This window comes from Terriglobia bacterium, from assembly GCA_020073185.1.
In the GTDB taxonomy this organism is placed as follows: domain Bacteria; phylum Acidobacteriota; class Terriglobia; order Terriglobales; family Acidobacteriaceae; genus JAIQGF01.
The window spans coordinates 1-13,304 of record JAIQFT010000033.1 but is presented as its reverse complement, the minus strand read 5'-3'; the positions used below and the strand labels follow the sequence as shown (position 1 = coordinate 13,304).

Annotated in this window: 13 protein-coding genes; 7 read left to right on the top strand and 6 right to left on the bottom strand. The window is 60.6% G+C overall.

The window, feature by feature from the left end; translation table 11 throughout:
- Positions 1-204 precede the first annotated feature (204 nt).
- The gene (locus LAN64_12970) at positions 205-3,696 is read left to right on the top strand and encodes a carboxypeptidase-like regulatory domain-containing protein (protein ID MBZ5568748.1); all 3,492 of its coding nucleotides are present in this window, start codon (positions 205-207) and stop codon (positions 3,694-3,696) included.
- A 111-nt stretch (positions 3,697-3,807) separates the two neighbouring features.
- On the opposite strand, the gene LAN64_12965 is transcribed toward LAN64_12970, so the two are convergent.
- From LAN64_12965 to LAN64_12950, 4 genes are all read right to left on the bottom strand, one after another.
- Complete coding sequence (locus LAN64_12965; GenBank protein ID MBZ5568747.1) at positions 3,808-4,287, bottom strand: (deoxy)nucleoside triphosphate pyrophosphohydrolase; 480 nt, start codon at positions 4,285-4,287, stop codon at positions 3,808-3,810.
- A gap of 2 nt (positions 4,288-4,289) precedes the next feature.
- Entirely contained in the window at positions 4,290-4,775 is a 486-nt protein-coding gene (locus tag LAN64_12960) for a GAF domain-containing protein (GenBank protein MBZ5568746.1), read from the bottom strand.
- A gap of 8 nt (positions 4,776-4,783) precedes the next feature.
- Positions 4,784-5,596, bottom strand: coding sequence for an ABC transporter substrate-binding protein (locus LAN64_12955; GenBank protein MBZ5568745.1), 813 nt, complete (start codon positions 5,594-5,596; stop codon positions 4,784-4,786).
- Positions 5,597-5,664: 68 nt separating this feature from the next.
- Positions 5,665-6,918 (bottom strand): radical SAM protein, encoded by a 1,254-nt coding sequence (locus LAN64_12950; protein ID MBZ5568744.1) that lies wholly within the window; start codon positions 6,916-6,918, stop codon positions 5,665-5,667.
- A gap of 55 nt (positions 6,919-6,973) precedes the next feature.
- Between LAN64_12950 and LAN64_12945 the strand changes: the two genes are divergently transcribed.
- Positions 6,974-7,345 carry an iron-sulfur cluster assembly scaffold protein gene (locus LAN64_12945; protein MBZ5568743.1) on the top strand — a complete coding sequence of 124 codons (372 nt, stop codon included), beginning with the start codon at positions 6,974-6,976 and terminating at the stop codon, positions 7,343-7,345.
- A 22-nt stretch (positions 7,346-7,367) separates the two neighbouring features.
- On the opposite strand, the gene LAN64_12940 is transcribed toward LAN64_12945, so the two are convergent.
- Both LAN64_12940 and LAN64_12935 read right to left on the bottom strand, forming a co-directional pair.
- Positions 7,368-8,117: a haloacid dehalogenase-like hydrolase gene (locus tag LAN64_12940; protein ID MBZ5568742.1), complete on the bottom strand. Its 750-nt coding sequence runs from the start codon at positions 8,115-8,117 to the stop codon at positions 7,368-7,370.
- Positions 8,114-8,719, bottom strand: coding sequence for a nucleotidyltransferase family protein (locus tag LAN64_12935; GenBank protein ID MBZ5568741.1), 606 nt, complete (start codon positions 8,717-8,719; stop codon positions 8,114-8,116). The genes LAN64_12940 and LAN64_12935 overlap by 4 nt, the downstream gene beginning before the upstream one ends.
- A 116-nt stretch (positions 8,720-8,835) precedes the next feature.
- Here LAN64_12935 and LAN64_12930 point away from each other — a divergent pair, with 116 nt between their 5' ends.
- The 5 genes from LAN64_12930 (at position 8,836) to LAN64_12910 (ending at position 13,135) form a co-directional block, all read left to right on the top strand.
- Positions 8,836-10,494, top strand: a complete 1,659-nt coding sequence (locus LAN64_12930) for a hypothetical protein (protein ID MBZ5568740.1) — start codon at positions 8,836-8,838, stop codon at positions 10,492-10,494.
- Between the two features lie 169 nt (positions 10,495-10,663).
- Complete coding sequence (locus tag LAN64_12925) at positions 10,664-11,686, top strand: zinc-binding dehydrogenase (protein ID MBZ5568739.1); 1,023 nt, start codon at positions 10,664-10,666, stop codon at positions 11,684-11,686.
- Between the two features lie 362 nt (positions 11,687-12,048).
- Positions 12,049-12,261, top strand: a complete 213-nt coding sequence (locus LAN64_12920; GenBank protein MBZ5568738.1) for a type II toxin-antitoxin system HicB family antitoxin — start codon at positions 12,049-12,051, stop codon at positions 12,259-12,261.
- A complete protein-coding gene (locus tag LAN64_12915; GenBank protein MBZ5568737.1) occupies positions 12,258-12,509 on the top strand; it encodes a type II toxin-antitoxin system HicA family toxin in 252 nt (83 codons plus the stop codon). The genes LAN64_12920 and LAN64_12915 overlap by 4 nt, the downstream gene beginning before the upstream one ends.
- Positions 12,510-12,568: 59 nt before the next feature.
- Positions 12,569-13,135: an NADH-quinone oxidoreductase subunit B gene (locus LAN64_12910; GenBank protein MBZ5568736.1), complete on the top strand. Its 567-nt coding sequence runs from the start codon at positions 12,569-12,571 to the stop codon at positions 13,133-13,135.
- Positions 13,136-13,304 lie beyond the last annotated feature (169 nt).

Here is a 13,304-nt window from a genome sequence, read left to right as displayed (position 1 = left end):
CAAAGGGGAGCGAATCGCCTAGGGCGGCTAGCCCCTATATTTCATTTTCCATAGCCCGACTATGGATTCAGGAACCAGTACCTCCGATCCGGCCACAAACTGCTTGTAAGTAGCTGATTCTAAATTGCCAAGCTTTGGTCGCCGACGTGCAAAGCTTAGGCTAGTATTCCCCAGACGGACACAGATTCACAAAACGGAGGCAGTATGGACGCTGCGTTTACTCGCCGGTTGATTACAGTGCTTGCGATCACCGTCGTAATTCTCAGCTTGTTATCCACGGCGGCGCTGGCCGACGAACTGTATGCCCGCGTGCGCGGCACAGTCACCGACTCCAGCGGCGCGGTGGTACCAGGCGTAGCAATGAAGATCACCAACCCTGCTACTGGCTTCTCGAGAACGACCACGTCGAGCGGCGATGGAACCTTTGAGTTCATCAACCTGATTCCCGGCACTTACGCCATCAGCGCCACCAAGGCCGGGTATGCCACCACCACGGTTGGCGACATCAAACTGTTGGCAAACCAGACCTTTGTCAGCACCGTGAGCCTGAAGGTGGGAGCTGTCACCGAGGAAGTGACCGTCATCGCCAACCCTGCCCAGGTCGAGCAGACCAGCATACAGTTGACGGCCACCATCAGCGAGAAGACCATCACCGATCTGCCGCTGAACGGCCGTAACTGGGTCACCTTGCAGCAGACCCTGCCCGGCGTAGTTCTGCCGGACACCCGTTTCGGAACCAATTACTCGACCAACGGCAGCCAGGCGCAACAGAACAGTTACCTGATCAACGGCTCGGATTCCAACGACCTGCCGCTGAACAGCCCGCTGGCGCCGCCCAACCCGGACGCGATCTCGGAAGTCCGCATGATCACCAACACGATCAATCCGGAATACGGGCGCAACTCGGGCGCGATCATGAACGCGATCACGAAGTCGGGAACGAACTCGTTCCATGGCACGGCTTTCGAGTTCTTCCGCGACACCTCGCTGAACACCAAGAACTACTTCCAGCTCCACCCGGCCAAGTTCCACCAGCACCAGTACGGTGGGACGGTTGGCGGCCCGATCATCAAGAACAAGACTTTCTTCTTCTTTAGTCTCCAGAACACTCGCAACGTGGTTCCCTCCACCCAACAGACGGGCATCACCACGGTGTATACGCCGGCGCAGTTAACCGGTAACTTCAGTGCAATCAGTTGCACGAAGTCCGGGGTGCGCGGGACAGGAGCCTTCTGCCTCGATCCCGCTAAAACCACGCCCTTTGCCATCGGTGGATTCCCGGCAGGCACGCCGTGGATCAACGTGCTCGCTGGGGGCAGTACCGCCAGCGGCGCGCCAGTACAGGTTCCCGGCGGAGCAGCTTCCTTCAATGCGCAGGCGGCTTCGCTGGTAAAGCAATTTGTGCCTTTGCCGAACCTGGGAACGAACCAGTTCACCTTCAATCCATCGCTGGCCGGCAGGACCAACCAGTACATCGGGCGGTTGGACCAGAACGTCGGGTCGAAAGACGCATTTTGGTTCTATGCTTACGCGAATAACAACGCGTCGGTCGACGATCTGCCCTTCACCGCCTCCACTTTGCCGGGCTTCGGCCAGAAGAGCTCGGCGTTTACGAAGCAGTTCACGGCCTCCTGGAGCCGCACCTTAAGCAGCTCCATGCTGAACGAGCTCCGTCTTGGCTATACGCGCCTGTACTTCCAGGCCGTGTTTCCGATCGCGCCAGTTCAGCCGAAGGATGTTGGGTTCACCAACATCTTCCCGCAACTGCCCAGCGGCGCCGGATATCCGGCAATGACCATCACCGGCTACTTTGGGCTGGGTTTCTCCACCAACGGTCCGCAGCCCCGCAAGGACCAGACCTACCAGCTCACCGACAACTTTAGCTGGGTGCGTGGACGGCACAGCATCAAGGTCGGGTATGAAGGTCGCAAGTTCCAGGTGTGGAACCCGTTTAGTGCCCGGAACAGCGGCTCGTTTACGTTCAACAACAGCGCGACGTTCGGCACTGGCGATCCTGGCCTGAACTTCCTGCTCGGCATTCCAACCGGCTACAACCAGGGGTCGGGTTCGCTGATCATCGCGCAGGCGTATGAACATTACGCCTACGTGCAAGATCAGTGGCGGATGCGCGACAACCTGACGCTGACCTTCGGCACCGGCTACCAGATCGATCAGCCGATTCAGGAACTGCAGAACAACGGGATTAACCGCGTCTGCATAATTGCCGGACAGCAATCCAAGGTTTTCCCCACCGCTCCGGTGGCCTACAACTTCAACGGCGATCCCGGTTGCAACAAGGGCGGCGGCGCCACCACCAAGTACAACCACTTTGGACCTCGCGTCGGCTTCGCCTACAGTCCGAACTGGGGCAGGATTTCCGGCGGACCGGGGAAGATGTCCATCCGCGGCGGCATCGGTCTCTATTACAACCGCGGCGAAGAAGAGCTGAACCTGCAAGACTTGGGCAACCCGCCGCTCGGCCTGACCAGCACTGGCGTCGGAGACCTTCATCTGGCGCCGTCGTTCCCGGATCCTTGGAAAAACATCGCCACCGGGGTGTCGATAACGAACAAGTTCCCGTTTGTTCCTCCGGCGCCGGGAAGTGTGATCGACTTCACAGCCTTTGAGCCGTTCTTCATCAACGTGTTCGATCCCAAGTCCACCATACCGCGCGCGGCTAACTACAACCTGACCGTGGAGCGCGAGCTTCCCGGCCAGACCATTATGCGCGTGGCCTATGTAGGCTCGATGGCACGTCACCTGGTCGCCTCCTACTCCTTCAACTCGGCAACTCCGGCCGGCGTTGCGGACTGTCTGACCAATCCGGCATGCTTCAATGACCCCGAAAACGCACCGGGCAACTTCCCGAGTCACTACCCGTTCGACCCCAATATCTTTGCCCAGTCGGGTATGCAGCACACGAACGCGAATTCGATTTACAATTCGCTGCAGGTCACCGTGGATAAGCACCTCAGCCACGGCCTGCAGGTGCTGGGTACCTACACCTGGGCGCATGCCATGGATCAAGGGTCCAGCTTCGAGGATATTGCGTTCCTGGCGAACGGCGGAAGCGATCCGTACGGCAACCTCAAACGCGATTACGGCGATTCAGCCTTCGATACCCGTCATCGCTTCACCGTCAGCTCCAGCTACGACGTCCCGAACCTGAACAAGCTGAGCATGTTCTCATGGATGCCCAGCCGAGTGATGGGCGGATGGCGGTTAACGGGCATCTACGCCTGGCAGACCGGCCAACCGATCATCTTCCAGGACAACAGCGACAACTCGCTGACCTGCGCCGGCAACTACACGTTCTATGCCTGCCCGGATCGTCCGGACGTGGTCTTTAAGCCGAAGGCTCTGGATCCGCACACGGCCGTATTCGGGACTTTGAACCATTACTTCTTCGACCCGGGCGCGTTCGAGCCAAATGCACTCGGTACGCTGGGCACGACGCGCCGTGGCTTCCTGCACGGTCCCAGCTACGCCAACATCGACTTCGCCCTTCAGAAGGACACGAAGGTCACCGAAGGCACAACCATCCAGTTGCGCCTCGAGGCGTTCAACCTGTTCAACCACACCAACTTCGCCAACCCGACCGGCAACAGTTCTTCGGCCAACTTCGGCCGGGTCACCTCGATTCGTACCAACACGAATTCACGGTTGGTGCAGTTGGGCGCAAAGTTCATCTTCTAAGACGAACCTCCTGCAACACTTTGGGGCATCCGGTTTTCCGGGTGCCCCTACTTTTTGCCTCGGGATTGGCGGAATTCCTAACTCCTCAGATCCGACCATTCTTAAGTGAAATCACACAAACTCGCCGCGGGCGAGGTCGTCCACCAGCCCGGCGTCGGCTTCCAGAAAATCGAACTCCGGCAGTTCTTTGCGCGAAACCCAGCGCACATCCTTGAAGATGCGGTTCTCAATCTGGCCGGCGAAATCGTTGACCACGAAAAAGCGCAGCTCGACCGTGCCGCCGTGCGTGTAGGTGTACCGGATGCGTGTGATCTCGTCCCCGATGGTGGCGTCAATGCCGAGTTCTTCGTCCAGTTCGCGGCGGAGAGCATCGCGCGGCTGCTCGCCGGGCTCGATCTTGCCGCCCGGGAACTCCCACTTCAGCGGAAACGGCTGGTGGCGGGTGCGTTGGCAGATCAGGATTTGCGGATCGCCGGTAGCAGGAGAAGCGGAGCGATCGTCCTCGCCCGCATTGCGGCGCCGCAGGATCAAGGCGGCGGCAACGCGCGTGATGGACCGGCCACGCGTGGTTTTCTTCGCGCCGGGCTTCATCTTCAGCCCTGCTTCTCGATCATGCGCCCGACAAGTTCGGCGCAGTGCTCCACCAGCTTGCGGTCGTCGGCGGTGAAAGCGGCGGGGAAGTGACTGTCAATGTCAATCTCGCCCACCACCTCGCGGTGCACGAAGATGGGCACGACGATTTCCGACTTGGTTTCGAGGGAGCAGGCGAGATAGCGGGAATCCTTGTTGACGTCGTCCACGACCACGGTTTTTCCCGTGGAGGCGGCGGCGCCGCAGATGCCCTGGTTGAGCTGGATGCGGGTATGCGGGGTCATGCTGCCGACGAACTCGCCCAGGTGCAAGACGCGCTCGCCACCGGCTTCATCCCGGATCATGTAGAACCCGACCCAGTTGTACTTGAGCATGCGCTCGTGCAGTCGCGCACAGATGAACTTCATGAGTTGGTCGGCGGAGCGCGCCGAAAGTGCCAGTTCGTCGAGTTCGCGCAACAGGTCCGCGGGCTTGATCGCTGGGGTCATGGGTGATATTAAAGCACAGAAGCGGCGATGCTTCGGATGCCTTCGGCCATGGGAAACAGGTCGGGATGAATGGCATGGCTCAAGGCACGCAGGCCGCCGAGCAGGGTGGGAGCGGGTGTGTTGAGCAGTTCGTCGCGCACGCAGAAGACGCTCCCAGTGCGCGCAGCCGGCAGGTCGTTCCATTGGCGGTCGCGAATGATTTTCTCCAGCGGGACACGGTCGCCGGCGCCGCACCAGGCGGCGATGACGATCTCCGGGTTGTTTTCGCGGACCTGTTCCGCGGTCGTCCGCTGACCGGGTTGGCCGACAAACTCGCCCCCGGCGGCTTCCACCATCTCCGCCACCCACGGCTGCGAATGGATCAGCGGTTTGCCCCATTCCTCACAATAGACGCGCGGGCGCAGCTTGGCTGAAGTGCGCGCGGTGACGCCGGCAATGACATTCCTCATCTCGCCGATCACGGAAGCGCCACACTCGGCCACGCCGAGAATTCCGGCGATGGCGGCGATATCCCCATAAATGTCGGCGAGTGTGCGCGGGGCCAGCCCGAGGAATCGCACGCCAGCCCGCAGAATTTCCGCCACCGCTTTTTCCTGGTAGGGGACGGCGGCAATGACCAGGTCGGGTTGGGCGGCAAGAATCTCCTCCGCCTGCGCCGTCCAGGAATCGGAGACGATGATGCGTCCGGCGGCGGCCTCGGGACAGACATCGGCGCAGTAGCGCGTGCAGGCGACGACGGAATCGAGCCGTCCCAGGCGGTCAAGGATGACTGTCGCGCTGGGCTGGAGAGAGACGATGCGGCGAGGCGTATATGAGGTCATCGCTGAATAGAATCTTGGTAGCTCGTAGCTGGCAGATGGTGGCTCAGCTACGAGCTGCCAGCTACGAACTACCCAGGAGTGGGTGCATCGTTCACCACGAACCGCTCCAGGTCCGCGATGTCGGTCTCCGGCAATTTCTGCCAGCGCGATTTCAGGTATGCCCACGGAATGTGGAAGAGCAGCACCTTGGGACTGAATTTGGACGAGCTGTGAATCCAGCAGGAATGAGTGCACCAGCACTTCGCTTCCGGGATCGCCTTCACCTCTGCGCGCATCAGCGACGAAGCCAGCGCGGCGGAGAGGTTGCAATCGAAATCCTGCACCCGGCCGAGCTTGGGGCGCTGTTCGCAGGCGCGGAAGTGGCCGTCGTGATCGATCACGATGGTGCTCTGACCGGCAGTGCAGGCCATCGGCCAAGCCTTGTCGCTGTAATGGTTTTGCTCATGAATATCGAAGTGAAACTTTATGTTTCCCAGATAGTAGGCCCGAGCCAGCGCACGCGGCAACGCCGGCAGGTGAGAAAACAGTTGCTCGGCGTAGCGCTGGTGAAAGAACATCAGCCGCCGGTGCAGCGCGACCAGTTCCTGGCGCGGCAGGCGCTTCAGCGAAGCGTCCATCGGATCGCCGCGGATGATCTCGAAGTAGTGACCGTCGGAGTCGGTCTCGCGCATCATCTTTTGGCCGAGTTCGACCAGTTCGCGATAGTTTTCCGCCGTGACGCAGGTGACCACGTTGCGCCGCAGCCGCCGCACACCATGCCACTTGCGAGCCGCCATGTCCATGGTCGCCAGCGTCTTCTGAAAATTGTTGGGCACGCCGCGGATGGCGTCGTGGGTGTTGGCCAGCCCGTCGAGTGAAAAGTTCAGGTCGATGACCAGCTCCGGGCAACGCTGCAACAGCGCTGAGATGACCGATTCGATTTTGGCCGGGAGCAGGCCGTTGGTCGGCAGGTTGATGTGCCGCACGCCGTTGTTGACATAGAAGAGCTCGATGATCTCGGCCAGCTCCTTGCGCATGAAGGGCTCGCCGCCGGAGATCCAGAGCTTGTGAAACTTGGGCGCGGTGCGGCTGAGGTTTTCGATCTGCTGCAACGTGAGATCGCGGCCCTGGTTAAGTTCGTCCCAGTAAAAACAGGTACGGCAGAGCGAATTGCAGGTCGAGGTGACGAACAGAAACACCGACTCCAGCCCGGCAGGACGAAATGCCGTCTTGGCGTAATGGAAGTAGTCGAACCCCACCAGGTGATTATATGCGGTGGCCCGCAGTTCGTAGTCGGTAGTCCGTGGCCCGTGTTCCGGAGGTGACGACCCTCTCGATCCCATGTTTCCAGACTACCGACTACGGGCTACCGACTAACCTACCAGCTACAATTCCTACATGTACTCCGCCCAGGTTCTGGACCACTTCGAACATCCGCGCAATGTTGGCGAGTTGAACGACCCGACGGCCATGGCGCGAATGGAGAATCCCGCTTGCGGTGACGTGATGGAGCTGTCGTTGCGTGTTGAAGGAGAGCGAATCGTCGAGGTGCGCTATCGCACAAAAGGATGCGTGCCCGCGATTGCCTGCGGATCCGCCTTAACCGAAATGATCGCCGGTAGAACCATCAGCGAGGCGCGCGCTATGCGCCGGATCGAGCTGGTGATGAAGCTCGGCGGCCTGCCCATCGCATCCCTGCACGCCAGCCACTTGGCGATGGACGCGCTGGCGGCGGCGCTAAACCAATTAAGAATGAAGAAGTCAGAATGAGAATGTCAACGCGCTCGGCTTTTCATTCTTCATTTTGACTTCTTAATGTTTTAATGTCTTCCGGCCGATACACCGTCCACCGGCGCTGCCGCGCAATTTTTTCCAGATCAGGATTGGGATTGATGGCGAAAGCGTGTTTCGTCAGCTCCATCATCGCGAGATCGTGCACAGAGTTTCCAAGGACGGCGTCCGGCAAGCGCGGCAGCAATTCGTGGATGGCGGCGGCTTTCAGTTCGTCGGTGGGAACGCGAATCAAGCGGTCGGTGCAGCGGCCGTTCTCATTCTCTACGCAGGCGGCGATCACGCGCGCCGCGGGAATGCAAAAGCGCGCAGCGCCGGCGCGAACCACCCAGTCGTTGGTGGACGAGATGGCCCACAACTCGCAGCCCGCATCGGCCAGGCGCCGCGTCAATTCCGCCATCTCCGGGAAAATGCGCGGCACGATGCGCGCGGCGAAAAATTCGGCGGCGGCGCGCTCCAGCATGGCGCAAGCCAGCCCGGCGTGAATCGTGACCATCTCGCCGCACATCTGTTCTTCGCTGACGCGACCGGCGCGATAGTCGTCATACCGTGCCTTCGCCCAACGGGCAACGTCCTCCGGCAGCAGGCCGCGCTCCATCTCCCAATAAAAAAACCGTTCACCGGCGTCGCCACTCCACAGCGTGCCGTCACAATCGAAAACGGCGAGGCGTGGGCCGAGATTCAGCACCGACGCAATAAACTCCTCGGCGCGCGGCGAGAGGGAAGTGTGGGAGCTTTGAGGAGTGCTCATCCGCTGGCGATCCGTTGGTAATCTTCGGGCGTATCGACGTTCCAGGCTACCAGAGGATCGTCCACGCTCACATACTGGATGCGCTGCAGGTGCGCGTGCTCGACATCGCGCGCGGTGACGGTGGGCGGAGCCGACAGGAACGCATTGATCATTTCGCGCCCCACCACCAGGGGGTGTCCATTGCGCTCACCGTGTCGTGGAACCACCGCCCAGATGCCCTCCGGGGAGCGCTCCAGAAAACGATCCTTCAAAAGCGCCACCGTGGCAGGAGTGGCGGGCGGGCGGTCCACGAGTGCGATGATCGCCGCATCGCGACCGCGGTTCATCACCTCCTGCAACCCCAGACGCAGCGAGCTGAACTGCCCGCGCTGTGGCTCGCGGTTGACGACCAGAAACGCGCTCGCCGCATACACCAGCGGCTCCAGGTTGGGCGTGTTGTCGCCACCGACCACGATTACCATATCGGTGAGCGGAGCCAGCAAATCAATCGCCCCGCCCAGAAACGTTGAATCTCGCCACGGCAGGAGCGCCTTGTCGCGCCCCATGCGCGACGATTCGCCGGCGGCGAGAATGACTCCGCAAAAGCTGGGCGAACGTGCCATATGCAAAAGGGTAACAAATCGCGCTTCCTCTGGCTGTGATGTTCCTAACCTTTTCTCGGGGCGGACGTCTAAGCTGCTGGGAGTACGTCTAGACTCCGAGGCTGGAGAATGTCCGCATGCGCTTCCGAACGCTTGCTGTCCTGCTCGCCTTCTCTGCCGCCGCCTACTCGCAAAACTCGCAAGACCCCGTTACAGTGCAGCAAGAGACGGCGATCACGGCCGAGCGGCGCGGCCCCAGGCCCGACGCTTCGAACCCGAGCGTCGCGCCGGAACAACTCAAACGCGGCCGCCAGATGCTGGAATTTGCCGAGGCGCAGGCTTCCGGCCTGGAGGGCGGCATGCGCGCCTATGCGCTGCGGGAAGTGGCGCGCGCCTACCAGCCGACCAACAAGAAGAAGGCCCTGCAATTGATGGAGGACGCGCTGGCAGCGACACGCGCCATGGACGACGACAGCTTGCATACCAAGAGCAAGCTGGAGGAGCAAATCCTTCAGGCACTGGTGCCACTGGCGCCGCAACGCGTTGATGAACTCCTGGACCAGGTCGCCCCAGAATCCCGCGGGGCGGTGTTGCGCAGCCTGCTGCAGTACTACCAGAAGAACAAAGATCTGGATCACGCCTTGCAGGTCCTCTATCGGGCCGGGGCAGAGAAGGAGATGCCTTACGATGCTGCCGCCAGCATCATGTCGGCGCTTCCGCCGGAACGCTCCGCCGATCTGGTGAACACCTTCAATGTGGCGCTCGTGAGCTACCGCAACAACCAACACACCGGCGCCATGATGGGCGGAGGAGACTTCGCCGACCTGATTACTGGTTTCTGGCGCAAGGTTCCCAAGGGAACCGTACTGGAAGCCATCGCCGAGGTGCTCAAGCAGGCCAAGGCGCAAGTGGAGCGCAGCAGCGGTTTGCGCATCTCGATGGCCTCGAGCAAAGGCGCGGTGGCGTTTAACTCCTATTACGAGTTCCGCCTTTTTCAGCTCCTGCCCGTGCTGAGGGAATTGGATGAATCGGGCGCCAAGAAGATGGTGGAGGATTACCAACAGGTTCGGACGCTGCTCGCCAAGTACCCACAAGGCACGAGCTCGCTGAACCCGACGGACGGTCCGAATGAGTCGCAATTCGGCACTATGAGCGTGACCGATGGCCGCGCTCCCCAGGGAGGCGGTAATCGCGGGCCGCGCATCCCATCTGCCATCGAGATGCAGCAAATGTCGAAGATCGTTTCCGATGCCGCCGCGCATCCCCAGGACGCACTCGCCAGTGTGCCATTGATTGCCCGTCCGGAACTGCGCGCCCAGGCCTATCAAATCATCGCGCGCAACATTTGGAAGAAGAACGCGAGCGTGGCGCATCAGGCGCTGGAAAAACTCCTTGACCTCGTCCCGCAGCTCGACCTCGACCAGCAACTTCGCACGCTTGCTTCGGCGGCAGACACGTATGTCTCCATGGATGACAGCGAAGCAGCCAAGAAGACCGTAGAGAAGGGTTTGAAGGCCGCGGACAAGGCCTATGAGCGGGACAGCAACGCCGATGATCCCAACAAGGCGCTCAAGGCGTACTGGCCTTCGACGGCGGCCTACCGCAGCTTCCTCCGCCCCGCGGCGCGCATCTCACCCGCGTGGGCCACCAAACTGGCCAATGAAATCTCCGATCCCGAGATGAAGGTCGTCCTCCAGATCACGCTGGCCGAGGCATGGCTCGATATTCCAGCCGGTTTCACCACCATCATGACCAGCACGAAAAAAGGGAATCGAATGATGATGGACATGAACTGAGGGACTGCATCCTGGCCGCCGCAGAAATGCAGGGAGGCCCTACACACCCCACCATCCGAGTCGCTGGCCTGCCTCGCCTGCCTGATCCTCTGGTGTACCCCTGCCATAGCTGTTGTGGTACTTTGATCCGTTTCCAATTGCCCGCCGAGGGATGGCCGAGGAGCGCGCCATGAAAGCAGTCCGATTCCATGAGTTTGGCGGCCCGGAAGTCCTGCAGTACGAAGATGTCCCCGATCCTCAACTGCGTAAAGACCAGGTGCTGGTGCGGGTGCGCGCCTGCGCCATGAACCATCTTGACCTCTGGGTCCGCAAGGGCCTGCCTGGTGTGAAGTTGCCGCACCTCTTGGGCAGCGACGTGGCCGGGGAGGTGGTGGAGGTCGGCGAGTACGTTACGGGGTTGCAAAAGGGCCAGCGCGTGATCGTTGCGCCCATGGTTTTCTGCGGGCACTGCCACTTCTGCGCCTCCGGCGTGCAGAACATGTGCCGCGACTTCACCGTGCTCGGCAACGGTGTGGACGGCGGGAATTGCGAGCTGATCGCCGTGCGCCGCGATTTCGTCATTCCCATCCCCGACTCGCTTAGCTTCGAAGAAGCCTCGGCCGTGCCGCTGGTCGGACTGACCGCCTGGCACATGATGGTTACCCGCGCCCAAATCCGTCCTGGGCAGAACGTACTCGTGTTGGGCGCGAACTCCGGCGTCGGCATGGCCGCCATCCAGATTGGCAAGCTGTTTAACGCCTACGTGATCGCGACCGCCGGCGACGAACACAAAATACAGCGAGCGCGCGAGCTCGGCGCCGACGAGGTCATCAACCACTACACGCAGAAAATCTCCGACGAGGTCAAACGCATCACCAGCAAGCAAATGTGCGACATCGTCATCGAACACGTCGGCCAGGCCACCTGGGGCGAGAGTATGAAGTCGCTGAAACCGGGCGGCGCCATCGTGACTTGTGGTGCGACCAGCGGCCCCAAAGCTGAATTCGACCTCCGCGTCCTGTTCGCCAAGCAACTGGCGTTCCTCGGATCTTACATGGGCACCATGGGCGAACTGCACGAGGTTCTGAAGCACGTCTTCAGCGGCAGGGTAAAGGGCGTGGTGGACTCCGCTTTCCCGCTGGCGGAAGCCCGCGCCGCCCACGAGCGCATGGAGAAGAGCCAGATGTTTGGGAAAATCGTGCTGAAGCCATGACAACGAACTGACAATCTGTATTATCAAGTATTATACAATTGTCAAGGAGGCCCGCTATGCCTGTACACGAAGAGGTGTTGCGGACTGCGAATGAAATCGCTTCCGTGCGCCATGACTGGAGCTTCACGCCCGATGAGATCGTGCGTGCTCTTCCGCACCTCAACCAGAGTTCTGTCCGAACCCACGTTGTAAGCCGATGCTGCAAGAACGCTCCACAGAACCACGCTCACAAATGGAATTACTTTCAGCGAACTGGTCGTGGCCAGTACCAAATCGAGCCCGAGTATCGCCGCAAGCAGGCAGCGCCGCCGGTACGGACCTCGAACTCACGCAAAGGAGCAGGCGCGCCTTCGCTTCGCGAGATCATTCATTGCGTCGTGAATTCAGACGGCGGCATTTACGTTGCCGAATGTCTGGAATTCGCGGTTGTCACGCAGGGCAAATCGCTCGACGAGTTGGTTGAGAACCTCCGCGAAGCAATGGCTCTCCACCTGGAAGATGAAGACATGAATGCTGTCGGTTTTGTCGACCAGCCTCGGATCCAAATAGTCGTGGAACTGCCGCTCGCCGCATGAGCAGGCTGCGAAAAATGTCGGCCAGCGATGTTCTTCGGGCGCTGGCGAGCTTTGGTTTTGCGGTAATGAAAATCAGGGGAAGCCACGCCAAACTGCGACGAGTCTTAAAACATGGGGAACGCCAGACTCTGAGCGTGCCGATTCATAAGAGCATCGCTCCGGGCACCCTGCGCGCGATTTACCGCCAAGCGCTGCGCTTCATTCCGGAAGAAGATCTCAAGCCCTGGTTCTTTCATCAGGACCGGTGAATCGGATCGGCCCGTTCGTTATGGCATCCAATAAGGTAGGGAATTACAATGGAGCACCCATGAACGGCGACGAACGCTTCGAGAATCTTGAGGGCAGCCATCAGCACGAGCCCAAGGGCATCATCCGCGAGGTCAACTTCGGGGAGGTGCAGCCCGAGGGCATCATCATGACCACGCTCGACAACGCGGTGAACTGGGTGCGCAAGAGCTCGCTTTGGCCGATGACCTTCGGCCTGGCCTGCTGCGCCATCGAGATGATGTCCATGGGCGCTTCGCGCTTCGATATCGCGCGCTTTGGAGCCGAAGTGTTTCGCCCGTCACCACGCCAGTCCGACCTGATGATCATCGCCGGGCGCGTCTCGCAGAAGATGGCGCCCGTCATCCGCCAGCTTTGGGAGCAGATGCCGGAGCCCAAGTGGGTGATCTCGATGGGCGCCTGCGCTACCTCCGGCGGCGTGTTCAACAATTACGCGCTGGTGCAGGGCGTTAACCAGGTAATCCCGATTGACGTCTACGTCCCCGGCTGCCCTCCGCGTCCCGAGCAGTTGATCTACGCCATCACCCTGCTTCAGGAAAAAATCCAGAATGAACGCGGCTCGTTCAAGGACGCGCTGAACCTGAAATAGCTTCATTGACGAAGCTCCAGCAGCAAAAGCAAAGAGCACCGGATTGCTCCGGTGCTCCCTGGCTCGTACCCTCCCCCAGGTACTTCGCCAAACTTTGTTTCCGGTCAGGCCTACTGCAGCGGGCTATCGCTGGCGCTGGCCTGCTGGCTGACGTTGTAGCGGATCACGC